This is a genomic window from Mesorhizobium sp. B4-1-1 (genome assembly GCF_006439375.1).
Lineage (GTDB): Bacteria > Pseudomonadota > Alphaproteobacteria > Rhizobiales > Rhizobiaceae > Mesorhizobium.
Window position 1 is genome coordinate 127621 of sequence record NZ_VFTH01000009.1, and the last position, 23485, is coordinate 151105.

The following is a 23485-nucleotide window of genomic DNA, read 5'->3' on the forward strand; positions in this document are numbered from 1 at the left end:
CGTTCTGGTATCGAGGAAAGCGGGATCGAAATCGGGGATATCATGGCAGAGGCGGCACTGAAATTCGGCGCGGCGGAAACGCCGCTTTATCGCGAGGCACCGAACAACATCGAGGCCGAGCAGGCGCTGCTCGGCGCCATCCTCGTCAACAACGACGCGTTCTACCGCGTCTCGGATTTCCTGAAGCCGGCGCATTTCTACGAGCCGCTGCACCGCAAGATCTTCGAGGTTGCCGCCGAGCTCATCCGCATGGGCAAGATCGCGACGCCGATCACGTTGAAGACCTTCCTGCCGGCCGATGAGAAGGTCGGCGACATGACGGTGGCGCAATATGTCGTGCGGCTGGCTGTCGAGGCCGTCACCGTCGTCAACGCCACTGACTATGGACGCGCCATCTACGATCTTGCGACGCGCCGTGCGCTGATCACCGTCGGCGAGGACATGGTCAACATCGCCTACGACGCGCCGGTCGACATGTCGCCCTCCGACCAGATCGAGGACGCCGAGCGGCGGTTGTTCGAACTCGCCGAGACCGGCCGCTATGACGGCGGCTTCGAAAGCTTCAACGACGCGGTCAAGACCGCCGTCGACATGGCCAACGCCGCCTATATGCGTGACGGCCATCTGTCCGGCATCGCCACCGGCCTGCGCGATCTTGACCGCCGCATGGGCGGCCTGCAGCCCTCCGACCTGATCGTGCTCGCCGGACGTCCGGGCATGGGCAAGACCTCCCTGGCCACCAACATCGCCTTCAACATCGCCGAGGCTTACGTTCCGGCGCAGCAGGCCGATGGCAGCTTCAAGGCCGCCAATGGCGGCGTCGTCGGCTTCTTCTCGCTCGAAATGTCGTCGGAGCAGCTCGCCACCCGCATCATCTCCGAGCAGACCGAGATCTCGTCGTCAAAAATCCGCCGCGGCGAGATCACCGAGATGGATTTCGAGAAGCTCGTCGCCTGCTCGCAGACGATGCAGAAGATCCCGCTGTTCATCGACCAGACCGGCGGTATCTCGATCGCGCAGCTTTCCGCCCGCGCGCGGCGCCTGAAACGCCAGCGCGGACTCGACCTCATCGTCATCGATTATATCCAGCTGATGCAGGGCTCCTCCGCCCGCGCCTCGCAGAACCGCGTGCAGGAAATCACCGAGATCACCACGGGCCTGAAGGCCTTGGCCAAGGAGCTCGGCGTACCGATCATCGCGCTGTCGCAGCTGTCGCGCCAGGTCGAAAGCCGCGACGACAAGCGCCCGCAGCTGTCGGACCTGCGCGAATCCGGCTCCATCGAGCAGGACGCCGACGTGGTGCTGTTCGTCTATCGCGAGGAATATTACCTCAAGAACCGCGAACCGAAGATCGGCACCGAGGAATACGTCAAGTGGGAAAACGAGATGAACGAGGCGCGCGGTAAGGCCGAGTGCATCGTTGCCAAGCAGCGCCACGGACCGACCGGCACTGTCAGCCTCGCCTTCCACGGCGAGTTCACGCGGTTCTCCGATCTGGCGGAAGAGCATCATCTGCCGGAGAGGTTTGAGTGAGCATGGGCGCGTGTTCCAGGCTTCCAGCCTTTTTTGCCATAGCCCTCTTCACCGCAATCTGTGTGCCTGGGTCTGCTTCAGCTTGTTTCATGCCGGTGGGTTGGACGTCGCAGCAGGGGTTTACGAAGGCAGCCTTGGTATTCCGAGGCTTGGTGACGGCTACGGAGATCAGTCCGACAAAACTTGCAACCGGCCCGGCTGATACAAACGATGGCCGAATACTCGTCAATGTACGTTATGAGATAGCGGAGGTGTTCAAGGGCAAGCCGGAGGCTAACGGTGTAATCTCCACGACCACATTGATCATGGGAGGATGCGGCGTGCCCGTTCTGGCCGGGCAGAGTTTCCTGTTTTACGTCGATGCGCTCGATGAAGAGGCGCAGAAAGCGGAGCCGGAGTTTGCGAAGCAGACCCAGGGCATGATCTCCATCTATGATAGCCAGATGCTACCGCCCAATCCGCAGTTGCTCGACGAGGCGCTCGCCGAAGTTCGGGCTTTCGCCAAGAAGCATTGAATTGCATTCAGGTCGTCCAAATCACGCTCGGAAATGTGGATGGTCACGCTTCGCCTCCTCTGACGGGCAGACTCGAATCCATGGCTAAATCGCGCGTCCAGTTCATCTGCCAGAATTGCGGATCGGTGCATCAGCGCTGGGCCGGCAAGTGCGACGCCTGCGGCGAGTGGAACACGCTGGTCGAGGAAGGCACCGCCGGCGGGATCGGCTCGGGGCCGGCCAACACGCGCAACGCCCGCAAGGGCCGCGCCGTGGTGCTGACCAGCCTGTCGGGCGACATCGAGGACGCGCCGCGCATCGTTTCCGGCATCGGCGAACTCGACCGAGCGACCGGCGGCGGCTTCGTGCGCGGCTCGGCGCTTCTGGTCGGCGGCGATCCCGGCATCGGCAAGTCGACGCTCTTGACGCAGGCGGCCGCGGCACTTGCCTCGAAGGGCCATCGCATCGTCTATGTCTCGGGCGAGGAAGCGGTGGCGCAGATCAGGCTGAGAGCGCAACGCCTCGGCGTCGCCTCGACGCCGGTCGAGCTTGCCGCCGAGACCAATGTCGAGGACATCCTCGCCACCATCGCCGACGGCAAGCGGCCGGACCTCGTCATCCTCGATTCGATCCAGACGCTGTGGACGGACCTTGCCGATTCGGCGCCGGGCACCGTCACCCAGGTGCGCGCCGCCGCCCAGGCGATGATCCGCTACGCGAAATCCACGGGCGCGGCGATCGTGCTCGTCGGCCATGTCACCAAGGAAGGCCAGATCGCGGGCCCTCGCGTCGTCGAGCACATGGTCGACGCCGTGCTCTATTTCGAGGGCGAAGGCAATCATCACTTCCGCATCCTGCGCACGGTGAAGAACCGTTTCGGACCGACCGACGAAATCGGCGTCTTCGAAATGTCGGACAGGGGCCTGCGCGAGGTCTCCAATCCATCCGAGCTGTTTCTAGGCGAACGGCACTCGAAATCGCCGGGCGCCGCGGTTTTCGCCGGCATGGAGGGCACCAGGCCGGTGCTGGTCGAGATCCAGGCGCTGGTCGCGCCCTCCTCGCTCGGCACGCCGCGCCGCGCCGTTGTCGGCTGGGACGGCGCGCGGCTGTCGATGGTGCTCGCCGTGCTCGAGGCGCATTGCGGCGTCCGCTTCGGCCAGCACGACGTCTATCTCAATGTCGCCGGCGGCTACCGGATCTCGGAACCAGCGGCCGATCTCGCGGTCGCCGCCGCACTGGTTTCGTCGCTCACCGGTCTTGCCCTTCCCGCCGATTGCGTCTATTTCGGCGAAATCAGCCTTTCGGGCGCCGTGAGGCCGGTTGCGCATGCGCAACAGCGCCTCAAGGAAGCCGAAAAGCTGGGTTTTGGAAGCGCGGTGCTGCCGCTCGGCAGCGAGGAACTTGCCGGGGGGATCGGGGCCGGCGCGTTTCAGCCCACCGAGCTTGCCGACCTTGTGGCGCGCATAGCCGGCTCACGGCGCGGCCGTGCCGACGACGCGGAGTGATGCGGCTCGTCGGGCCGTAAGACAGGAAGTGGGGCGAGAACCATGCCGATTACGCTGCTTGACGGAATCCTCGTCGGCTTCACCCTGGTCTCAGCAATGCTCGCCATGGTGCGCGGCTTCTCCCGCGAAGTGCTCTCCGTGGTTTCCTGGGCGGCGGCGGCGGCCGCGGCTTTCTTCTTCTACAAGCCTGTCCTGCCCTATGTTCAGCCCTATGTCGACAACGACAAGATCGCGATGGCGGCATCGGCGGGCGTCGTCTTCCTCATCGCGCTGATCGTCGTCTCCGTCATCACCATGAAGCTCGCCGACTGGATCATCGATTCGCGCATCGGCGCGCTCGACCGCACCCTCGGCTTCCTCTACGGCGCGGCGCGCGGCATCCTGGTGGTCGCGGTGGCGCTGTTGTTCTTCAACTGGCTGGCCGGCGCCAAGGCGCCTGCCTGGATCGCCAACGCCAAGTCGCGGCCGCTGCTCGAGACGATCGGCGCCAAGCTCGAAAGCGTGCTGCCGGAAAACACCGAGGAACTGGTCAACAAATACACGCATAAGGGCACGCCACAGGCCGGCGCGCCGGCCACGACCGACCAGCCCGCGGCCGAGCCGCCGCCAGGCGACGACAACGCGCCGGCGCCAGACGACAGCGAGGGCGAGGCGCCTGCCGACAACGAGCCGGCGCCAGCCACGCCAGCCCCTGCCCCGGCTCCAGCCCCGGCAAACTGATCGCAAGCCGGCCTGGTGCCGGTTGTGAATGCAAGAAAGCGTGCGTTGCGTTCGGCGAGCGATCGCCTTATATGGCGGCTTTAGCGGAGCTTGAGCACCAGATGGCAGACTCAACGGCAGATGAAGGCAAGGTCCTTTCCGCCGAGGCCGACGATCATTTCCACGACGAATGCGGCGTGTTCGGCATCTTCGGCCGGCAGGACGCGGCGGCCATCGTCACGCTCGGGCTGCACGCCCTGCAGCACCGCGGCCAGGAAGCCGCCGGCATCGTCTCCTATGACGGCACCCAGTTCCATGTCGAACGCCATGTCGGCCTGATCGGCGATACCTTCACCAAACAGCGCGTCATCGACAGCCTGCAAGGCAACCGCGCCATCGGCCACACGCGCTACGCCACCACGGGCGGCGCCGGCCTGCGCAACATCCAGCCCTTCTTCGCCGAGCTTGCCGACGGCGGCTTTGCCGTCGCCCATAACGGCAATCTGACCAACGCCATGACCGTGCAGCGCGCGCTGCAGAAGCAAGGCGCTATCTTCTCCTCGACCTCCGACACCGAGACGCTGCTTCATCTGGTCGCCACCAGCAAGGAGCGCGACCTCAACTCGCGCTTCATCGACGCGGTGCGGCAGGTCGAAGGCGCCTTCTCGCTGGTGGCGATGACCGCCAAGAAGATGATCGGCTGCCGCGATCCGCTCGGCATCCGGCCGCTGGTGCTGGGCGACCTCGACGGCGCCTGGATCCTCGCCTCCGAAACCTGCGCGCTCGACATCATCGGCGCCCGCTTCGTGCGCGACATCAAGCCGGGCGAAATGGTGGTCATCACCGCCAAGGGCATCGAAAGCCTGTTCCCGTTCGAGCCGCAGAAGACCCGCTTCTGCATCTTCGAATATGTCTATTTCGCGCGGCCGGACTCCTCGGTCGAAGGCCGCAATGTCTACGAAGTGCGCAAACGCATCGGGGCGGAACTGGCGCAGGAAAACCCGGTCGAGGCCGACATCGTCGTGCCGGTGCCGGATTCCGGCACGCCGGCCGCGATCGGCTTTTCCCAGGCCGCGGGCATTCCCTTCGAGCTCGGCATCATCCGCAACCATTATGTCGGGCGCACCTTCATCCAGCCGGGCGATTCCATCCGCCACATGGGCGTGAAGCTGAAGCACAACGCCAACCGCCGCATGATCGAGGGCAAGCGGGTGGTGCTCGTCGACGATTCCATCGTGCGCGGCACCACCAGCCAGAAGATCGTGCAGATGGTGCGCGATGCCGGCGCCAGGGAAGTGCATATGCGCATCGCCTCGCCACCGACCAGCGCGTCCTGCTTTTATGGCGTCGACACGCCGGAGAAGTCGAAGCTCTTGGCATCGCGCATGTCGGTCGAGGAGATGGCCGAATTCATCCGCGTCGATTCGCTCGGCTTCCTGTCGATCGACGGGCTCTATCGCGCCGTCGGCGAGGCCGGCCGCGACCATGAGCAGCCGCAATTCTGCGATGCCTGCTTCACCGGACAATACCCCACCCGCCTGCTCGACTTCGAAGGCCACGACAATGTGCGCACGTTGTCGCTGCTGGCGAATAGCGGGGCGTAGGCCGCATCACCTTACGGAACTGACTGCATGACCCTCGACCTTTCCGGCCGCGTCGCGGTCGTAACCGGCGCCTCGCGCGGCATCGGCTATTTCATCGCCAGGGAGATGGCGGCAGCCGGCGCGCATGTGATCGCGGTGGCGCGCACGGTCGGCGGGCTGGAAGAACTGGACGACCAGATCAAGGCCGATGGCCGCGGCCAGGCGACGCTGGTGCCGCTCGATCTTGCCGACATGGCCGGCATCGACCGTCTGGGCGGCGCCATCCACGAGCGCTGGGGCAAGCTGGATATCCTGGTTGCCAATGCCGGTGTGCTTGGCGTGATCTCGCCGATCGGCCATGTCGAAGCCAAGACCTTCGAGAAGGTGATGACCATCAACGTCACCTCGACCTGGCGGCTGATCCGTTCGCTCGACCCGCTGCTCAGACTCTCCGATGCCGGCCGCGCCATCATTCTCTCCTCCAACGCGGCGCATTCGGCGCGCGCCTTCTGGGCGCCCTATGCGGCTTCCAAGGCGGCGGTCGAAACGATGATGCGTTCCTGGGCGCATGAGACCGAGACCCTGGCGCTGCGGGTGAACGCCGCCGACCCGGGCGCGACCCGGACCGCGATGCGCGCGCAGGCCATGCCCGGCGAAGACCCGGAGACGCTGCCGCATCCGTCCGAAATCGCCAGGCGCATCGTGCCCCTGGCAAGCCCGGAACTGAAGGAAACCGGGCTGATCTTCCAGGCCAAGCACAACCGCTTCGTCGCCTACCGGCAGCCGGAATAGACTTGAGTTTTAGGCGGATGAAGTAGCGCTGCGGCTACGTTCTTCGAATGTGGGACATTCGAAACCGGAGGACCGACATGCGCAGACTTCTTCTCGTTGCCGCCACCGCCATGGCCGCCGCTCTTGCGGCAACAGCCGGCGTGGCGCTGTCGCAAGATGCCAAGATGAGTTTCTTCGTCACCAGCGTCGGCTCCGGCAATGGCGCCGATCTCGGCGGGCTGAAAGGCGCCGATGCCCATTGCGCGTCGCTGGCGGAAGCGGCCGGCGTTACCGGCAAGACCTGGCATGCCTATCTGTCGAGCAGCACGGAGGACGCGCGCGACCGCATCGGCAGGGGGCCATGGTTCAACGCCAAGGGGGAGAAGATCGCCGACGATGTCGCCTCGCTGCACAGCGACGCCAACGGCATCACCAAGCAGACGGCGCTGACCGAAAAGGGCGAGACGATCAACGGCCGCGGCGATATGCCGAACCGCCACGACATGCTGACCGGCACCAGGCCCGACGGCACCAGGATCGCCGACCAGACCTGCGGCGACTGGACGATGAGCGGCGCCGAGGGCGCCGCCATGATGGGCCATCACGATCGCACCGGGCTCGACGATACGGCGGCGGCGAGGTCGTGGAATTCCTCGCACGCCTCGCGCGGCGGCTGCAGCCAGGAGGCGCTCAAGGGCACCGGCGGCGACGGCCTGTTCTACTGCTTCGCGACCGAGTGAGCCGGGTCGCGACCCTTTATTCACGGGTCTGTGACCGGGGCGGCGAAAGCGTGTGCCGCCGCCCCGCTTTCGCCGCCCCGAGGGAGTTGCTAGGATCGGTCCGACTCCGACATTTCAGCAAAGCGAGGAATTCCCATGGCTGCTACTCCCAGCGTAGCGTTGGTCTGGTATCTGGTGATTGCCGGCCCGCAAGGCGGCATGGTGGTGCTGCCCAGCACCTTCGACACCCGCGAACAGTGCACCAACGCGATCACCGAATATCAGAAGCAGCCGACCCCTCAGGGCTGGGCCGTGCAGTGCGTTCCGAGCGCTTCGCCTTTCACCGATGAAGGGGATGCGGAGACGCCGTCGGCGCAGTAGCGGGGCTGATCTCTCTTTCTTTGAGGGCGCGACCTTTTGCTTCGTCATTTTAGGGCGGAGCAAGGAGCGAAGCGACGCGCGCAGACCCTAGATCCGTGTGTTACGCTAATGCGTTGCTGCGGTTATAGAATTCTGCACTGCCGCGCCTCACGGCAAGGGTCACGGCATGGATACTCGGGTCAAGCCCGAGTATGACGAAGGCATGGGCCGCGCCGTAGGGCTAGACGCCTGACGTCGGCGGGACAGCGCCCTTATCTGCCCTGCCGAGCATCTCCCCCACTCGGGGGGAGATTGGCGGCCTCAGCGCTCCGCGCTCACCGTCAACGCCGGCTTGTTGTTGATCGTCTGGAACACCACGCAATAGCGCTCGGTGAGCTTCAGGAGCGAATCGATGCGCTCCTGCGGCTCATCGGTATCGAGATCGAATTTCAGCCTTATCTCGCGGAAGCCGACCGGCGCGTCCCGGGCGACGCCGAGCGTGCCGCGAAAATCGAGGTCGCCCTCGGCCTCGACGGTGGCGTTGCCGAGCTTGAACTCCAACGCTGTGGCCACAGCTTTCAGCGTCACGCCGGCGCAGGCGACCAGCGCTTCCAGCAACATGTCGCCCGAGCACAGTTCGAGGCCCGAGCCGCCGGTGGCCGGATGAAGCCCGGCGACAGCGAGCGCCCTGCCCGTCTCCACCTTGCAGGCGATCGACTGGTCGTCGAGCGTTCCGCGCGCCTTGAGCGTGATCAGCGCCCTGGCGGCATCGTCGCGATAGGCGTCCTTCAGCGGAGCCTGCATGGCCTTGAGTGCGGTCGCGTCCATTGCCTGTCCTTTTCGTCGGCTTGTTGCTGCATCGGCATTCGCCGTCCGATCGAGATTTGCTCCGATCGATCGGCAAGGCAATGCATTTATCCCTGCCGCCTCGGCCCAGGTCTTCGCCGTTGAAGGGAACGGCGAGCGGCCCTGCTTCCTTGGTCCGTGGCCATCCGCGAAAACACCCCAATCCCTCTGCCGGACTTGCTCCAGCCGGCATCCGGGTATCCCAAATGGGACATTGACGGACGACGCCCCGAAAAAGTCTGATCCGGGCGAGTGTCGTCCGCCATTTTCCGGTGCCCCCACATGCCACGTACCCTTTCGACGAAGCCGAAACAGGACGGATTTCGCGCGCCCGGCGAGTTCGAGCCCAAATCGGGGTGTTGGCTGATCTGGCCGGAGCGGCCGGACACCTGGCGCCTCGGCGCCAAGCCGGCGCAGAAGCTGTTCGCCAATGTCGCTGCGGCGATCGCGCAAAGCGAGCCGGTGACGGTGGCGGCATCCAGCCGGCAGTGGCAGAACGCCAGGACCCGGTTGCCGGAGCATGTGCGCGTGGTGGAGATGTCCACCAACGATTCCTGGCTGCGCGACAGCGGCCCGAATTTCGTCGTCAACGATCAAGGCTCCGTGCGCGGCGTCGATTGGACCTTCAACGCCTATGGCGGTTTCGATGGCGGGCTCTACGCGCCATGGGACCTGGACGACCTGGCGGCGCAAAAGGTGCTCGAAATCGAGAGGATGGATCGTTATCGCGCGCCGCTGATCGCCGAGGGCGGAGGCCTGCAATGCGACGGACAGGGCACGCTCATCACGACGGAGCAATGCCTGCTCAATCGAAATCGCAACGCCCATCTCGGCAAGGCCGAGGTGGAACGGCAACTGGGCGACTATCTCGGCGTCGACACCATCATCTGGCTGCCCCGCGGCTTTGCGTTCGACGAGACGGACGGCCATGTCGACGATGTCTGCTGCTTCGTGCGCCCCGGCGTGGTCGCGTTGAGCTGGACCGACGATCGCGACGATCCGCAATATGAGATCGTGCGGGAAGCCGAGGAAGTGCTGCGCTCGGCCCGCGACGCGCGTGGCCATGCCCTCGAGGTGCATCGTCTGCCTCATCCCATGCCGATCGAGATGACGCCGGAAGAAAGCGAGAGCTTGGACCGGCTCGATTCGACCTGGGCGCGACCGGCCGGCAACCGGATCGCGGCGAGCTACATCAACTACTATCCGGGCAACGGCGTCGTGGTCGTGCCAGAGTTCGGCTCCGGCCTCGACGTGAAGGCAAAGGCAAAGCTGGCCGAGCTGTTCCCCGACCACAGAATAGTCGGCATCGAGAACTCCCGCGAGATTTTGCTGGGTGGCGGCAATATCGCCTGCATCACCTTGCCGGTCTATGCCCCACAACGACGCTGAGCGAAGGCGAACGCCGGCTAACCGGCCTCGAAACGGAACTGAGGCTGAGCGATCCATCGGTGCCAGCCCAGGCGAAAAAGGAGGAGTTTCATGCGCACCCTGATCCTGTCAACGCTGCTTGCCGGGCTCGCCTGCGGCATCGCCAGCACGGCTTCGGCGGACGAGGAAAAAGTCGTCAACGTCTACAACTGGTCGGACTACATCGCGCCGGACACCGCCGAGAAGTTCGAGAAGGAGACGGGCATCAAGGTTCGCTACGATGTCTATGACGGCAACGAGGTGCTCGAGACAAAGCTGCTCACTGGCGGCTCCGGATATGACGTGGTCTATCCTTCGGCCTATCCGTTCCTGAAGAACCAGGTGAAGGCGGGGGCCTTCCTGGAGCTCGACACGTCCAAGCTTGCAAACCACGCGAAGATCGATCCGCAGGCTCTTTCGCTCATCGCCGGCGCGGACCCGCAAAACAAGCATGCCGTGCCCTATATGGCCGTCACCGACGGCATCGGCTACAACGTCGCCGCGGTCAAGCAGCGGCTGCCGGACGCGCCGGTGAATTCCTTCGCCATGGTCTTCGACGTCGACGTCGTCAAGAAGCTCTCCGATTGCGGCGTGGCGATGATCGACGCGCCGGCTGAAGTCATCCCGATGGCGCTGAACTATCTTCATGTCGACCCGCGGTCGACTAGTCCCGACGACCTCGCCAAGGTCGAGGAACTGATGGCCAAGGTGCGGCCCTACATCCGCTATTTCCACTCCTCGAAATACATAAACGACCTGGCGAACGGCGACATCTGTGTCGTGCTTGGCTGGTCGGGCGACATACTTCAGGCAAGGACGCGTGCCGCCGAATCCGCCAAGAAGCTGGAGATCGCCTATTCCATTCCGAAGGAAGGCACGCTCATCAACTTCGATACGATGGCGGTGCCGAAGGATGCGCCGCACCCCGACAACGCCATGGCCTGGATCAACTTCAACTTGCGGCCCGATATCGCCGCTGCCAACTCCAGCTATGTCTCCTATGCCAACGCGATACCGGATTCCCTGCCGCTGATGGACAAGGCGATCGCCAGCGACCCCGGCGTCTTTCCTCCCGACGACGTGAAGGCCAAGCTGTTCGTGGTCAACAACAGCGACGCGAAGCTGCTGCGGTCTCAAAATCGTATGTGGACGCGCGTGGTGACGGGGCAGTAGGGCCGGCGCGCAACATCAGTTGGGCGCGGCTTCGCGAACGGCTGCCAGCAACTCCACCTGGGAATGCACACCGAGCTTGCGGTAGACCTGCTTGATGTGGTTGCGGGCTGTGCCCGGCGAAATGGAAAGGCTCCGCGCGATGGTCTTGGCATTGCCGCCGTCGATCAGGTGCCGCGCGATCTCGCTCTCGCGCGCGCTGAGCAGGGACCGCGCGGCCTCGACTGCCCCGCCCTTGTCCCGGAGGCGGCACAAGTGAAACAATCTTTCCAGAACCAGCTTCGTTGCGCCGCCCGCGGCGCAGGCGAGCGCCAGGTCCTGCTCGCCAAAGGGCGGCGCGCCGTTGCGTCGCAGAAAGGTGACATAACCAGCGGTCAGCCTGTCGAGATTGAACACGCCGGTTATCTCGTCGAAGCTGTCCGAGGGGCCATAGAATTCGCGATAATAGGGCGAGCGCTGAAAATCGCCGCTGCGGAGAGCCGATAACGGCAACAGGAAATCCTGCCGGCTGCTGGCGAACCGCTGGAAGAAGGGATCCAGCCGGTAGACGCGTGCGTCGTAGTCGCGATTCCAGCGATCAGGGCCGGCGTCATCGATCGTCAGGGAGGTGATGTCACGGCGATAGAAGCCGACATAGACGCGATCGGAGCCGAGCAGCACGCTCGCCGCCGCGGTGAAGCGAGCCGACAATTCCTCGGGCGTCGCGGCGCCGGCCGCGGCGGCGACGCCGCCGCTCCAGCTTGCAAATCGGTCGAGGGAAAAATTCGCCAGCATTCGCGCCTAGCGTAGCGCATGCCGCCGCAAGTTCAACCTGGCGAATGGCGGCAAGGCGGACCGGTATGGCTGCCTCAGGCACCGTGACGGATCGCGAGAGCGAGTAGTTGCTTTGACTTCACAGGCCCAGGCCATACCTATTGCGAAACCCCTTTGCGGAGGCATCATGAGGTCCAAGCTGAGACTCGTCCCCTTCATCCTGCTGGCGTTCGCCGCCTTCGCGCCATCGGCCCTCGCCGAAACGCCGGAACGACCCGCGCCGGCCGGTGGCGTGCTTTCTCTCCTGCCGCCGCCGCAAGTGACCGAGCATTCGATCACGCTCGCCGGGCGCAAGCTGGATTACCAGGCCAAGGCCGGCACGCTGTCGCTCTTGTCCGGCAAGGGCGACGTCACGGCCGAGATTTTCTATGTCGCCTACACGCAGCAGTCGCCGGCCCCAGCGAAGGAGCGGCCGATCACCTTCGTCTTCAACGGCGGACCGGGTGCTGCGTCGGCTTACCTGCATCTCGGCGCGATCGGGCCGCGCATCGTCGAGACCGCCGCCGACGGCGAATTCCTGCGGCCGCCGCAAAAGCTCATCGACAATCCCGACAGCTGGCTCGACATGAGCGATCTCGTCTTCGTCGACCCGGTCGGCACCGGCTACAGCCGCGAGGCGCCGGGACATGAGCCGAAGGAATTCTGGAACGTCGACGCGGACGCCAGCTCGGTCGGCGCCTTCATCCGCCTCTATCTGGCGCAGTACGGCCGCACCGGATCGCCGCTGTTCCTGGCCGGCGAGAGCTATGGCGGTTTTCGCGCGGCGCTGCTCGCCCGCACGCTGCAGGAGGATGTCGGCCTGAGCCCCAGCGGCATCGTGCTGATCTCGCCAGCGCTGGAATTCATGCTGGTGCGCCCAGACCAGTTCGACCAGTTGCATTGGGCGCTGGAATTGCCTTCGCTGGCGGCGACACGCCTGAAGGGCGACGGCGTCAACGGCGATGCGTTGCGCGACAGGCTGGCCGAGGTCGAGCGCTACGCGCTCGGCGATTACCTGGCGGCGCTGAACAGCGGGCTGGAGCAAGGCGGCAAGCTCGCCAGCGGTCGCGTTTCGGAGATCACCGGCCTGCCGCTCGATCTCGTCCAACGCAATTTCGCCCGCATCCCCACCGGGCTTTTCGCCAAGGAATTCCAGCGCGCCACCGGCAAGGTGCTCAGCCCCTACGACGCCACCATCGGCACCGCGGACATCGCACCGCAAAGCGCGCGTGACGCCGGCCCCGACCCGGTGCTCGACCGCAGCGTTCCGGTGTTGACCTCCGCCTTCGTCGCCTATGCCCGCGACGAGCTCAACTACCGCACCGATGTCAGCTACCGGCTGCTCAACGGCGAGATCAGCCGGAACTGGGATTACGGCACATCGGGCCAGGGCTATGCCGGCGTGATGAACGACCTGCAACGCGCCCGCTCGCTCAACCCTGCCCTCGGCGTCGTCATCGTCAACGGCTACACCGACCTCGTCACACCCTATCTCGCCTCGCGCTACCTGGTGAACCAGCTTCCCTCGCTCGCCGACGCCAAGCCGATCCGCCTCGACGTCGTCGAGGGCGGCCACATGATGTATCTGCGGCCGGACGGGCGACGCGCGCTGAAGGACGCGGCATCGGAGCTCTATCAGGCGACGCAGTAGTCCCCCGACCGGCCCTCGGCGAACGACCTGCGCCAACGCAAGTGCTGCGGTGGAGCAGCGCCGTGCAAGCTTTCGCCCGTATAGCTGGAGCAACGGTCCCGACTGGGGCGGAACCGCCTCACGCAATCACGCTGAAACCGCATGGCCGATGTCGTCGTCCTCGAAAGCCGCGAAAGGGTGCTGGCCGGCATCCTGTTCACGGCCGCCGCCTATTTCCTGTTTTCGACGCAGGACGCCTCGATCAAGCTCCTGGTCGTCGGCATGACGGTCTGGCAGATCATGTTCGTCCGCTCGATCACGGTGCTCCTCGCTTGCGGCGCCATTGGTGGCAGGCGACTGTTCGCCGACACGATGGATTCGCCGATCGTCAGGCCGATGCTGGTGCGCAGCGCCTTCACGCTGGCCGCCTGGCTTTGCTATTACAACGCCGCGCGCTCGCTGCAGCTCGCCGAGCTCACCACCATCTATTACGCAGCACCCATCATCGTCACCGTGCTTTCGGTGCTGATCCTGGGCGAGACGGTGCCGCTGCTGCGCTGGCTGGCGGTGTTCATCGGTTTCGTCGGCGTCTTCATCGCCTGCGATCCAACCCGGCTCGGCCTCTCGCTGCCTGTGCTCCTGGTGCTGGCGGCGGCCGTCCTTTGGGGGATCGCCGTTGTGCTGTTGCGCAAGACCGCCATGCAGGAGCGCACCATGATCCAGCTCGTGCTCAACAATTTCTATTTCCTGCTCTTTTCAGCCGTGCCGGCGCTGATCTGGTGGCATATGCCCGACGGAACGCAGTTCCTTTTGCTCGTCAGCGTCGGCGCGCTCGGCGGCGTAGCGCAATACATGCTGTTCGAGGGCATGAAGCGGGCACCGGTGTCGATCGTGGCGCCGTTCGAGTACACATCGCTGGTCTGGGCCTTCGCGCTGGGTTACGCCATCTGGGGCGACCTGCCGCGCACGGAAGTGTTCACGGGCGCGGCGCTGATCATCGGCGCCGGCCTGCTCATCGTCGGCAACGAGCGTTTCCGCAGACGGGAGCAGGCCTGATGACAGAAGGCTGTCAGGAGCAACGGGGTAAGCTGGCGCCATGACAGACACGCTCGACATGCCGGAAAAGCTTGCGCCCGTCGCCGACGTGGCCGCCGAGCGCACGCTCGGCATCGTCCTGGTGTCGGCCTCGGCGATCGCCTTCGCGCTCACCGGCGTGCTGACCAAGTCGATCCAGGCCGATCCGCTCACCATCACCTGCTGGCGCGGTTTTTTCGGCTCGATCCTGATCAGCTTCTACGTGCTGTGGCGCCGGCGCCGGCGCCGCTCGGGCGGGCGCGAAAGCCTGAAACTCGGCTGGCGCGGCTGGCTGCTTGCGGTCGAAGGCGCCGCCGCCAGCATCGCCTTCATCTCGGCCTTCAAATTCACCTATGTCGCCAATGTCGCCGTCATCTACGCGACCTCGCCCTTCATCGCGGCGCTGCTCGCTTTCCTGTTGGTGCGGGAGAAATTCCGGCTGCAGACGATGGTTGCGGCGGCGGTGTCGCTGTGCGGCGTCGCCATCATGGTGGGCGCCGGCCTCGGCAACGGGCACCTGTTCGGCGACGCCCTGGCGCTGCTGATGACCGCCGGCAGCGCGCTCTACATGATCATGGTGCGCGCTTTTCGCGATTCGCCGGTCGTCTGGGCGGGCGCTGTCTCGGCCTTCCTGCTTTTCGTGCTCGGCTGGTTCGTTACCGATCCGCTGGCCGTGTCGGCCCGCGACGTGGTGCTGCTCGCCGCCTTCGGCTGCTCTTTCGCGCTGGCTTCGATCCTGTGGACGGAAGGGTCGCGGCTCATCCCGTCGGCGGAAGCCGGGCTGCTGGGCTCGGCCGAGGTGCCGTTCGCCATCCTGTTTGCCCTGCTGTTTCTCGGCGAAGCCCCACCGATGGCCAGCATCATCGGCGGCGCCATCGTGCTTTGCGCGGTTTTCGCGCATGCCGGACGCGATTGGATGAAGGCGAAATCGGCGCGCTCGTAAATTATTTTCGCAGTCACGGAACCATCATCCGACTCAGGCATTGTTAGCTCGACGGGTCACCCCCCAAGTCCCCCCAAACCCCTCGACCCGTCCGACTAGAAGCCGACCCGCAAAAAGGTCGGCTTTTTCTTTGGGAATTGCTTCGGGAACTCCCGGGACAAGGCGGCACGGTTTCCATTCAGGACAAGGCCAGGCCGTCGCCGAGAAGCTGCGCCAAATCCCGCGCCGGGCGATGAGCCTCGCGGCCGAGCCGGATGGCGAAATCGGCCATCGGCAGCGGCGGGAGGTCGAGATCGGCGGATGCCTCGACGATGCCGGAATGGGCGAAACGCCGGGTGCGCGGCGTCAGCGCGATGCCGGCATTGACCGCGCTGCGCAGGCCGGCAAGGCTGGCGCTGCCGGCGGCGATGCGATAGCGGCGGCCGGCCGCGTCGAGCGCATTGAGCGCGGCTTCGCGAAAGCCGCAATAGGGATCGAGCAGCGCCAGCGGCACCGCTTCGGGCCGCGCTGCTAGGCCTTTTTCCGAGCAGAGCCACAGCATCGGCTCGCTGATCACGGCCGTTTCATCCGGCGACGGGGCATGGCGCATCGTGATCGCGAGGTCCAACTGGCCCGCCTGCAGCGCCGATCCGAGTTCCAGCGAGCGGCCGACGCGCAGCTCGATCCTGACGCGCGGATGGCTGACGGCGAAGGCCCTGAGCAGGTCCGGCAGGCCCTGATCGGCGAAATCCTGCGTCGTGCCGATGGCGATGCGGCCGCCGGCGCGCGCGCCCTTCAGCGCCAGCCAGGCCTCGGTGTGTACGGCAAGGATGCGCCGCGCATGGCCGACGAGGTCCTCGCCGGCCGGGGTCAGCCCGCGTCCCCTGCCCTGAGGGGTGAGCAGCGGCTCGCCGACGATCTCTTCGAGCCGCTGCATCTGCGCGGTCACCGCCGACGGCGTGCGCCCGACAGTGGACGCGGCCCTGGCCAGCGAGCCGCCATCGACGAAGGCGAGGAAGGTCTTCAGAAGATCGGGATCGAGCGTTTCCATACTTCGATGTTATCGAAGTAATTATCAAAAACAATTCGATTTTTTTGATGGTATGACGGTGACATGGTCCTCCTATCGGAGGCGCGAGGCGCCAAACCCGAAGGAGAGAAAAATGCCGATCATCAACATCAGCGTCACCGGCAAGCCCGACGCCAAGCTGTCCGCGGCAATCGCCAAGGAGGCGACCGAAATCACGGCGTCGCTACTGCGCAAGGATCCGACCATCACCGCCGTGGCCGTCAACTACGTCGAGCCGCAGCACTGGTTCGCTGGCGGCAAGTCGCTGGCGAAGCACGGCACCAACACGTTCTGGCTCGACATCAAGATCGTCGACGGCACCAACACCAAGCTCGAATTGGAGGCCTATCTCAAGGCCATTTTCGAAGCCTTCAGCCGCTTGCTTGGCGGCGTGCATGAGGAAAGCTACGCCTTCGTGCACGAAGTGCCGGCGGCGGCCTATGGCTATGGCGGCAAGAGCCAGGAGTTCCGGTTCATCAGCGGGAGGCTGAAGGCAGTATAGGGTGTTTCGCTCCGCCGCCTGTCTGGACGGTACGCTATCTCGCGGGAGGATGAAGCCTGGTATCCAGCGCGAAATCCTCCTGCAGGCGCGGCTTGTAGAGGCCGCTCGCGCGGCCGGGATCGAACACCAGGTTCCAGCTATACTGAGACACGGCGCTCGGAATCAGAAATAAGGGGTGCTCCGCTAAGAGACCGTCGCCAAACTGTTGCTGCCCTGCGCTTGGAATGCCTGGCCGAAGCCAGTTTGCGTTTGGAATATCGCCGATTTCCACCACATGAATTTTCGAAGGATCGGCGATCTCGAACGCCGTCAGCACGTGGCGGACTGTATCGAGCGTGCGAAATCCCTTGTGGACCGCCACCTCGAGAATGGCGGTCGAAGGGTCAACGGACGCATATACGGCCCTGACGCCTTTGCTGTTCCACCTTCCCCCGAGTTTGAAGGCTCCCTCGCCGCTGTCCCAGCTTGCCTGGAAGCGTTTGTGATCAAGTCTCCAGCCGAGGACATCGCCCGTTCCGAGAGAACCAAAGGCGTCACGCGTAGACACCGTAGTCGAGCCGTTCGAGAAATTCCTGGACAAGTATGGTACCCGCCGCTGTGGCCAAGAGATCGATCGGTCGCCTGTTGTCCAACCCCATGGCGGGCTCAATCATCCATTTCTCGGCCGCTTCCTGGTTTCCGAAAACAGACGTGGCCTTGGTGAGAACCCTGGCGAAATTCCAGGTCCTTGAGCCTTGCTCCCGATTGAGCGTCCGGGAGTGATCCGATTTGTGCCGCTGAAATGTCCGCTCGCTCATGCCGAATGCCGCCTCGAAGGCATCTGCTTCGATGACGGTCAGTTGCCTGACGAGGCTTTCCAGAGCCTGGCTTGGAATTCCATGCAGGATCATTTCATGCGCCTCGAGCGGGCTGGATACCGAGGATCCAAGAACCTTCGGCCCGCCGAACAGGTCGATCAGCCGTTCGAATTCCGGCTCCATGTGTGGTGCTTCGGCAAACCCCGTCGGGAAACTGGCCATCTTTACCTCTCCGTCACGTGTCATTTTATTTACGACATGTGTCAGAGCCTTTCAAGTGGAGATCGAGGCACTGCTTCAGCCCACATTGACCTTGCCCCCACTTCCGCTACCCTCTGCCATCGAAGCGGCCGCTCAAGAGCCGCGATGGAGGAGACTGGGAGAGAGCGGCATGATCCTGACCCTGGCGCTGCTGGCGGGCCTTGTCTTTGCCTGGCTGCTGATCGCGGTGATCGAACGGTTCCGGCTCGACCTGCGCTTCACCCAGGCGCTGCTCTACGTGCCGTTCAAGCTCGCCTACCGCATCGCCGACAACCGCATCCGCATTGCCCGCAGCGCCAAGACGCCGGTGATCTATGTGGTCTCGCACCAGTCGCGCATCGAGCCGGCGCTGATGCTGTCGCTGCTTCCCGACGACACGCTGCATATCCTGGACGAGGCCTCGGCGCGCTCACCATGGCTGGAGCCGTGGCGCGAGCTTGCCCGCACCATCGCCTTCAACGCCGAGCATGTCTTCGTCAGCCGGCGACTGGTGCGCGTGCTGAAGGGTAAGGGGCGGCTCGCCGTCTACCTGCCCGACGATGTCGAGCCGGACGTCAAATCCTTCCGGCTATTTCGCGCCATCACCCGCATCGCCATGCAGGCCGACGCCCGCATCGTGCCGGTCTTCGTCGCCGGCACGCGCGACCTGCCGGTGTCGCTGACGCCGAAGGAGAAAGCGCCGCGCCACTGGTTCCCGCGGCTTTCGGTGAGCGTGCTGGAGCCGATGACCATCGCCGAGTTGGTGGCGCGCAACCCGGACATGGCCTCCAACACCAACGCGCTGTTCGACCGGCTCGCCGAAGCGCGGCTCTACGGCACCAATCTCGACCGCGGGCTGTTCCTTGCCATGCGCGATGCCGCCGATCGCGTCGGCCCTTCGCATCCAATCATCGAGGACGTGATTTCCGGCTCGCTCAGCTATCGCAATCTGTTCATCGGCGCGCGCGTCCTCGGCCGCCATTTCGAGGCGGTGACAGCGCCCGGCGAAGCGGTCGGCGTGCTCCTACCCAACGCCAATGGCGTGGTGCTCACCTTCGTCGGCCTGATCTCAGCGGGCCGCGTCGCGGCGATGATCAACTACACCGCCGGCCCGGCGAGCGTGACCGCGGCGGTCCGCACCGGGGTGATCCGCACCGTGGTCTCGTCCCGCGCCTTCATCGAAAAGGCCAGCATCGACGACATCGTCGCCGCGGTCGAAGCGGGCGGGGCCAAGATGCTGTGGCTGGAGGATGTGCGCGCCGGCGTGACGACCCTGGACAAGGTCGCGGCCGCGCTTTTGTGGCGCCTGCCTTTGCAGCGGCAGCAGGCGGGCAAACCAGCGGTCATCCTGTTCACCTCCGGCTCGGAAGGCACGCCGAAGGCAGTGGTGCTGTCGAACCGCAACCTGCTTGCCAATGTCATGCAGGCCGAGGCACGCGTCTCCGTCTCGCCGGCCGACATCCTGCTCAACGTGCTGCCGGTGTTCCATTCCTTCGGACTGACCGGCGGCACCATCCTGCCGCTGGTGCTGGGCATAAAGCTGTTCCTCTACCCCTCGCCGCTGCACTACAAGATCATCCCCGAGATCGCCCGCAAGGTGAAGCCGACCGTGATGTTCGGCACCGACACTTTTCTGGCCAACTATGCCCGAACCGCCAAGGACGGCGACTTCTCCAGCCTGCGCTTCGTCGTGGCCGGCGCCGAAGCGGTGAAGCCGGAGACGCGGCGCACCTATCGCGACCGTTTCCAGGCCTCGATCGTCGAAGGTTTCGGGCTGACCGAAGCCGCACCTGTGGTGGCGGTGAACACAGCCATTCACGGCCGCGACGGCACGGTCGGGCGGCCGCTGCCGGCCATCCGCGTAAAGCTGGAGCCGGTCGAGGGCATCGCCGAGGGCGGCCGGCTGTGGCTCGACGGACCGAACATGATGATGGGCTACATGACCGCCGATCGTCCCGGCGAATTGCAGCGGCTGGAAGGCTGGCACGACACAGGCGACATCGTCTCGGTTGACCGCGAGGGCTTCATCACCATCCGCGGGCGGGCAAAACGCTTCGCCAAGATCGCCGGCGAGATGGTGTCGCTGGGCGCCGTCGAGATGCTGGTGCAGTCGCTATGGCCGGAAGAGCGTCACGCGGCGGTCGCCGTGCCCGACAAGAGGCGCGGCGAGCGCATCGTGCTGGTCACCACCGCCGACGACGCCAGCGCCGAGGAACTGCGTCAGTTCGGCAAGAAGGCAGGCGCGGCCGAGTTGATGGTGCCGAACGACATCATCAAGGTCGACGAGATCCCGGTGCTGGGCTCGGGCAAGACGGATTACATTTCGGCGCGCAAGCTGGCGATCGACCGGCTGGGGCTGAGCGCGGCCGCCTGATCTCCCCGTTTGAGAGGGAGACTACCTGCTACCCGATATCCGACGGCGGCACCTTCTCGCCTTCGCGCATGGCCCGCTTCGAATAGGCGCGCACCGAGAGTGGCAGGAAAAGCAGATAGCCGGCGACGGAAGCCGTCAGCGTGTACCAGGGATAGGCCATCAACAAGAGGATGTAGAGCACGACGCCGAGGATGACCGGCAGCACCCGGTCGCCCGGTATCTTGACGCTCTTGCCCGAATAGACCGGCAGGCGGCTGACCAGCAGGAATGCCACCAATACGGTGAAGCCCGAGGCGACGAAGGCCGCCGGTCGGGTGGGCTCCAGCCCGAGCCGCAGGAAATAGAGATAGAGCGGCAGCATGACCAGCACAGCACCCGCCGGGGCCGGCACGCCGACGAAATATTCGGTCTGCCATGCGGGCTGGTCGGTATCGTCGGCCAGCACGTTGAAGCGGGCAAGCCGCATGCCGCAGGCGATGGTGAAGAGAAGTGCCGCGATCCACCCTGGCGAGCCGGCGCGATCGAGCAGGAAAGCATAGAGCACCAGGGCCGGCGCCACGCCGAAATTGACGATGTCGGCCAGCGAATCCATCTGCGCGCCGAATTTCGAAGTCGCCTTCAGCATGCGCGCCAGCCGCCCGTCGATGCCGTCGAGGAAGGCGGCGAGCAGCACCATGACCACCGCGATCTCGAAGCGGTTCTCGAAGGCGAAGCGGATGCCGGAAAGGCCGGCGCAGATGGCGAGCACGGTGACCAGGTTGGGCAGCACCATGCGCATCGGGATCTCGCGGATGCGTGGACCGCCGCTGGCATGGGCTTCGAATTTTTTGAACGGCGCGCCCAACGCTCAGGAAATCCTGACCAAGGGCGTGACCGCGGTGCCGCCGAATTCGGCAAGCACGGTCTCGCCGCCGACCGCCGTCTGGCCGACCGCGACGCGCGGCACGGCGCCCGACGGCAGGAAGACGTCGACGCGCGAGCCGAAGCGGATCAGGCCGAAACGCTCGCCGATCGCGATCGAGCCGCCGGCTTCGGCCCAGCAGACGATGCGGCGCGCCACAAGGCCGGCGATCTGCACGGCGGCGATCGTTCCGTTCGGGCTGTCGATGACCAGGCCGTTGCGCTCGTTCTCGGCGCTTGCCTTGTCGAGTTCGGCATTGAGGAATTTGCCGGGCTTGTGCTCGATGCGCGTGATCCGACCGCGCACCGGGGCGCGGTTGATGTGACAGGAAAACACGTTCATGAACACCGAGATCCGGGTCATTTCGCCGGAGCCGAGACCAAGCTCGCTCGGCGGCACGGCGGAGCCGACCGCCGAGATCACGCCATCGGCCGGGCTCACCACCAGCCGGTCGTCGACCGGCGTGACCCGCTCGGGATCGCGGTAGAAATAGACGCACCAGGCGGTGAGGATCAGCCCGATCCAGAACAGGATCGAGGAGAAATAGCCGAGAAACAGCGTTGCCGCGGCGAAGGCGGCGATAAAGGGGTAGCCTTCGCGATGGATCGGAACGAACGTATTCTTGACCGAGTCGAGAAGCGTCATAGGGCTTGGGGCGGTCCCTGTTTCAGGTTGCGCCTCAATAGCGGAAAGCCCCCCTCCCCGCAACGCAACAATGGGGGATAGGATGGGCAACGCGAACAGACATCTATCCAGCGGCGGCGGAGCGATGGAAGTGCTCGCCAAGCTCGAACATGGCAGCCTCGGCGAGCTTTTCGTAATTCTCGCCACTTAACAGCACACTGCTATTCGGCGAAGACAGGACGAGGAAGGTCCGGTCAGACGCGAGCACCACCCAATTCACCACTGGCCCTTCCGCCGTTTCCACCGCCGAGTTGGCTGAGACGATGGCACCCAGCGGATCGAACCCGGCCTTGCGCAGCAGAAGGTCGACGGCGACGGGAACATGATTTTGTTCAGACAGTTGGATGACCGTCTCAATCTCCGACTGTTCCGCTCGTCCAAGCCGTTTCCCGACCCTCGGTGCATTAGCTCCCAATGGGTTCTCACCTGGGCGGATTACCGGAGGATCGTCGGGGGGAATATATTCGTAAACCGTGACGTGTGTCTTTGTCGGGGCGCACAACCGGAGCTCTTCTGCACTGGTACGCAGATGGAAGACCATTTGCTTTTCGCCTTCGACATCCAGGATCCTTGCCATCCCCAGCGCCAGCTTGATCTCCGATGGCGACGCCTGGGCGCAGGCGAGCCCGGCGCCTACGTGGCGCTGGCTCAACATCTGGCTCACCAGTTTGCTGACCGACTCATGAAGAAGCCTACGTTCACGTTGTGGGTTGGCCATAACGAGTTTGTCGATCGCATTATCGTAATCGTCATCATCGACAATCTGCAGATCGGGCCAAGACGTGATCCAGCGCGCGAGCAAATCCTCAATCGCCGCGGCTTCATCCGCTTCGTAGAATGCGTCATCGAGCGTATCCAGGAAATCGTCGCGGCCACCGTCGAAGCCTGTTTGCGCCGCTGCTTTGTCGGGATGCTTCGCAACCCAAGCTGACATCTTTTCCAAAGTTGCCAGTTGTCCTTTTGCACCACACGCGCTGAGCCCGGCTCTAGCGTTGGCAATCGTGGTGTCGATTTCGCTGCCCGCATTGTGGATGAATTGACTATGGCCGCCGTTCTTTACCTCCGAGGAATACCAGTCCGCATGAAAGACCTGCATCGCCTTAGGGTTGATCTCGGGGTAGCGATAGAGTCCCTTGGAAACGATTGTCACGGCGAATTGCATGACCGCGAAGACTAGATCAAAAGACTTCTCACTTGCCTTCTCGACCTTCGAACGAGACACGATAATCAGAGGCACGAGCGGGCTGCCTCCCTTATGTTCGGAAGCTAGCGATTTCTGCTCAGAGGCCCTGTTGGATTTGCGTGAGAAAAATCCGAACATCGAAAATGCTTTCATGAAACCAATAATGGAGAAGGGATTGTTGTGACGCGACAATATCATCAGGCCATGGATTTGAAAGGCACCAGGATATG

The 23485-nt window shown here is 64.5% G+C and carries 23 protein-coding genes; 15 read left to right on the top strand and 8 right to left on the bottom strand.

The annotated features are described in order from the left end of the window. Positions 1 to 42: 42 nt before the first annotated feature. The 8 genes from FJW10_RS15060 (at position 43) to FJW10_RS15095 (ending at position 7685) form a co-directional block, all read left to right on the top strand. Positions 43 to 1533: a replicative DNA helicase gene (locus tag FJW10_RS15060; protein WP_140831246.1), complete on the top strand. Its 1491-nt coding sequence runs from the start codon at positions 43 to 45 to the stop codon at positions 1531 to 1533. Further along, positions 1530 to 2048: a hypothetical protein gene (locus FJW10_RS15065; RefSeq protein ID WP_140900694.1), complete on the top strand. Its 519-nt coding sequence runs from the start codon at positions 1530 to 1532 to the stop codon at positions 2046 to 2048. The genes FJW10_RS15060 and FJW10_RS15065 overlap by 4 nt, the downstream gene beginning before the upstream one ends. A gap of 80 nt (positions 2049 to 2128) precedes the next feature. Continuing rightward, positions 2129 to 3532 carry a DNA repair protein RadA gene (gene radA, locus FJW10_RS15070; protein WP_140900695.1) on the top strand — a complete coding sequence of 468 codons (1404 nt, stop codon included), beginning with the start codon at positions 2129 to 2131 and terminating at the stop codon, positions 3530 to 3532. A 42-nt stretch (positions 3533 to 3574) separates the two neighbouring features. After that, complete coding sequence (locus FJW10_RS15075) at positions 3575 to 4252, top strand: CvpA family protein (RefSeq protein ID WP_140831240.1); 678 nt, start codon at positions 3575 to 3577, stop codon at positions 4250 to 4252. Between the two features lie 101 nt (positions 4253 to 4353). Then, positions 4354 to 5835, top strand: coding sequence for an amidophosphoribosyltransferase (purF, locus tag FJW10_RS15080; protein WP_140900696.1), 1482 nt, complete (start codon positions 4354 to 4356; stop codon positions 5833 to 5835). A 27-nt stretch (positions 5836 to 5862) separates the two neighbouring features. After that, positions 5863 to 6606 carry an SDR family NAD(P)-dependent oxidoreductase gene (locus tag FJW10_RS15085; protein WP_140900697.1) on the top strand — a complete coding sequence of 248 codons (744 nt, stop codon included), beginning with the start codon at positions 5863 to 5865 and terminating at the stop codon, positions 6604 to 6606. Between the two features lie 77 nt (positions 6607 to 6683). Continuing rightward, entirely contained in the window at positions 6684 to 7325 is a 642-nt protein-coding gene (locus FJW10_RS15090; RefSeq protein WP_140900698.1) for a hypothetical protein, read from the top strand. A 135-nt stretch (positions 7326 to 7460) separates the two neighbouring features. Then, on the top strand, positions 7461 to 7685 hold the full coding sequence (locus FJW10_RS15095) for a hypothetical protein (protein ID WP_041008353.1): 225 nt from the start codon (positions 7461 to 7463) through the stop codon (positions 7683 to 7685). 300 nt (positions 7686 to 7985) lie between these two features. Here the strand turns inward: FJW10_RS15095 and FJW10_RS15100 are convergent, their stop codons facing one another. Next, the gene (locus tag FJW10_RS15100) at positions 7986 to 8492 is read right to left on the bottom strand and encodes an OsmC family protein (RefSeq protein WP_140831232.1); all 507 of its coding nucleotides are present in this window, start codon (positions 8490 to 8492) and stop codon (positions 7986 to 7988) included. Positions 8493 to 8792: 300 nt separating this feature from the next. Between FJW10_RS15100 and aguA the strand changes: the two genes are divergently transcribed. Together aguA and FJW10_RS15110 are read left to right on the top strand one after the other, a co-directional pair. After that, on the top strand, positions 8793 to 9899 hold the full coding sequence (aguA, locus tag FJW10_RS15105) for an agmatine deiminase (RefSeq protein WP_140900699.1): 1107 nt from the start codon (positions 8793 to 8795) through the stop codon (positions 9897 to 9899). Between the two features lie 90 nt (positions 9900 to 9989). Continuing rightward, a complete protein-coding gene (locus FJW10_RS15110) occupies positions 9990 to 11090 on the top strand; it encodes a polyamine ABC transporter substrate-binding protein (RefSeq protein ID WP_140900700.1) in 1101 nt (366 codons plus the stop codon). Between the two features lie 15 nt (positions 11091 to 11105). Here the strand turns inward: FJW10_RS15110 and FJW10_RS15115 are convergent, their stop codons facing one another. Further along, positions 11106 to 11747 carry a LuxR family transcriptional regulator gene (locus tag FJW10_RS15115; protein WP_246674270.1) on the bottom strand — a complete coding sequence of 214 codons (642 nt, stop codon included), beginning with the start codon at positions 11745 to 11747 and terminating at the stop codon, positions 11106 to 11108. Between the two features lie 280 nt (positions 11748 to 12027). On the opposite strand from FJW10_RS15115, the gene FJW10_RS15120 reads away from it, so the two are divergent. The 3 genes from FJW10_RS15120 to FJW10_RS15130 all read left to right on the top strand — a co-directional run bounded on the left by FJW10_RS15120 (position 12028) and on the right by FJW10_RS15130 (position 15526). After that, positions 12028 to 13530 (top strand): peptidase S10, encoded by a 1503-nt coding sequence (locus FJW10_RS15120; protein WP_140900702.1) that lies wholly within the window; start codon positions 12028 to 12030, stop codon positions 13528 to 13530. A gap of 141 nt (positions 13531 to 13671) precedes the next feature. Continuing rightward, positions 13672 to 14565, top strand: coding sequence for a DMT family transporter (locus FJW10_RS15125; protein ID WP_140900703.1), 894 nt, complete (start codon positions 13672 to 13674; stop codon positions 14563 to 14565). Positions 14566 to 14605: 40 nt separating this feature from the next. Then, positions 14606 to 15526 (top strand): DMT family transporter, encoded by a 921-nt coding sequence (locus tag FJW10_RS15130; protein ID WP_246674271.1) that lies wholly within the window; start codon positions 14606 to 14608, stop codon positions 15524 to 15526. A gap of 178 nt (positions 15527 to 15704) precedes the next feature. On the opposite strand, the gene FJW10_RS15135 is transcribed toward FJW10_RS15130, so the two are convergent. After that, positions 15705 to 16556, bottom strand: a complete 852-nt coding sequence (locus FJW10_RS15135) for a LysR substrate-binding domain-containing protein (RefSeq protein ID WP_140900704.1) — start codon at positions 16554 to 16556, stop codon at positions 15705 to 15707. A gap of 112 nt (positions 16557 to 16668) precedes the next feature. Here FJW10_RS15135 and FJW10_RS15140 point away from each other — a divergent pair, with 112 nt between their 5' ends. After that, complete coding sequence (locus tag FJW10_RS15140; protein WP_140900705.1) at positions 16669 to 17076, top strand: 4-oxalocrotonate tautomerase family protein; 408 nt, start codon at positions 16669 to 16671, stop codon at positions 17074 to 17076. 34 nt (positions 17077 to 17110) lie between these two features. Here FJW10_RS15140 and FJW10_RS15145 read toward each other — a convergent pair whose 3' ends face one another. After that, a complete protein-coding gene (locus FJW10_RS15145; RefSeq protein ID WP_246674272.1) occupies positions 17111 to 17656 on the bottom strand; it encodes an RES domain-containing protein in 546 nt (181 codons plus the stop codon). Then, positions 17610 to 18095, bottom strand: coding sequence for an antitoxin Xre/MbcA/ParS toxin-binding domain-containing protein (locus FJW10_RS15150; RefSeq protein WP_140783713.1), 486 nt, complete (start codon positions 18093 to 18095; stop codon positions 17610 to 17612). The genes FJW10_RS15145 and FJW10_RS15150 overlap by 47 nt, the downstream gene beginning before the upstream one ends. A gap of 169 nt (positions 18096 to 18264) precedes the next feature. Here FJW10_RS15150 and FJW10_RS15155 point away from each other — a divergent pair, with 169 nt between their 5' ends. Continuing rightward, positions 18265 to 20487, top strand: coding sequence for an AMP-binding protein (locus FJW10_RS15155; RefSeq protein ID WP_140900707.1), 2223 nt, complete (start codon positions 18265 to 18267; stop codon positions 20485 to 20487). A 28-nt stretch (positions 20488 to 20515) separates the two neighbouring features. Here FJW10_RS15155 and FJW10_RS15160 read toward each other — a convergent pair whose 3' ends face one another. The 3 genes from FJW10_RS15160 to FJW10_RS15170 all read right to left on the bottom strand — a co-directional run bounded on the left by FJW10_RS15160 (position 20516) and on the right by FJW10_RS15170 (position 23453). Continuing rightward, positions 20516 to 21259, bottom strand: coding sequence for a phosphatidylcholine/phosphatidylserine synthase (locus FJW10_RS15160; RefSeq protein WP_246672372.1), 744 nt, complete (start codon positions 21257 to 21259; stop codon positions 20516 to 20518). A gap of 75 nt (positions 21260 to 21334) precedes the next feature. Next, entirely contained in the window at positions 21335 to 22072 is a 738-nt protein-coding gene (locus tag FJW10_RS15165) for a phosphatidylserine decarboxylase (protein ID WP_281405128.1), read from the bottom strand. Between the two features lie 64 nt (positions 22073 to 22136). Continuing rightward, positions 22137 to 23453, bottom strand: a complete 1317-nt coding sequence (locus tag FJW10_RS15170) for a DUF4375 domain-containing protein (RefSeq protein WP_140900709.1) — start codon at positions 23451 to 23453, stop codon at positions 22137 to 22139. Positions 23454 to 23485: the final 32 nt, after the last annotated feature.

Bases quoted from the DNA above. Each gene is read 5' to 3' on its own strand.
- FJW10_RS15110 (WP_140900700.1), top strand. From the start codon at position 9,990: ATGCGCACCCTGATCCTGTCAACGCTGCTTGCCGGGCTCGCCTGCGGC.
- FJW10_RS15095 (WP_041008353.1), top strand. From the start codon at position 7,461: ATGGCTGCTACTCCCAGCGTAGCGTTGGTCTGGTATCTGGTGATTGCC.
- FJW10_RS15125 (WP_140900703.1), top strand. From the start codon at position 13,672: ATGGCCGATGTCGTCGTCCTCGAAAGCCGCGAAAGGGTGCTGGCCGGC.
- FJW10_RS15155 (WP_140900707.1), top strand. From the start codon at position 18,265: ATGATCCTGACCCTGGCGCTGCTGGCGGGCCTTGTCTTTGCCTGGCTG.
- FJW10_RS15170 (WP_140900709.1), bottom strand. From the start codon at position 23,453: ATGATATTGTCGCGTCACAACAATCCCTTCTCCATTATTGGTTTCATG.
- FJW10_RS15150 (WP_140783713.1), bottom strand. From the start codon at position 18,095: ATGGCCAGTTTCCCGACGGGGTTTGCCGAAGCACCACACATGGAGCCG.
- aguA (WP_140900699.1), top strand. From the start codon at position 8,793: ATGCCACGTACCCTTTCGACGAAGCCGAAACAGGACGGATTTCGCGCG.
- purF (WP_140900696.1), top strand. From the start codon at position 4,354: ATGGCAGACTCAACGGCAGATGAAGGCAAGGTCCTTTCCGCCGAGGCC.
- FJW10_RS15140 (WP_140900705.1), top strand. From the start codon at position 16,669: ATGCCGATCATCAACATCAGCGTCACCGGCAAGCCCGACGCCAAGCTG.
- FJW10_RS15060 (WP_140831246.1), top strand. From the start codon at position 43: ATGGCAGAGGCGGCACTGAAATTCGGCGCGGCGGAAACGCCGCTTTAT.
- FJW10_RS15135 (WP_140900704.1), bottom strand. From the start codon at position 16,556: ATGGAAACGCTCGATCCCGATCTTCTGAAGACCTTCCTCGCCTTCGTC.
- FJW10_RS15085 (WP_140900697.1), top strand. From the start codon at position 5,863: ATGACCCTCGACCTTTCCGGCCGCGTCGCGGTCGTAACCGGCGCCTCG.
- FJW10_RS15090 (WP_140900698.1), top strand. From the start codon at position 6,684: ATGCGCAGACTTCTTCTCGTTGCCGCCACCGCCATGGCCGCCGCTCTT.
- FJW10_RS15130 (WP_246674271.1), top strand. From the start codon at position 14,606: ATGACAGACACGCTCGACATGCCGGAAAAGCTTGCGCCCGTCGCCGAC.
- FJW10_RS15100 (WP_140831232.1), bottom strand. From the start codon at position 8,492: ATGGACGCGACCGCACTCAAGGCCATGCAGGCTCCGCTGAAGGACGCC.
- radA (WP_140900695.1), top strand. From the start codon at position 2,129: ATGGCTAAATCGCGCGTCCAGTTCATCTGCCAGAATTGCGGATCGGTG.
- FJW10_RS15075 (WP_140831240.1), top strand. From the start codon at position 3,575: ATGCCGATTACGCTGCTTGACGGAATCCTCGTCGGCTTCACCCTGGTC.
- FJW10_RS15120 (WP_140900702.1), top strand. From the start codon at position 12,028: ATGAGGTCCAAGCTGAGACTCGTCCCCTTCATCCTGCTGGCGTTCGCC.
- FJW10_RS15160 (WP_246672372.1), bottom strand. From the start codon at position 21,259: ATGGTGCTGCCCAACCTGGTCACCGTGCTCGCCATCTGCGCCGGCCTT.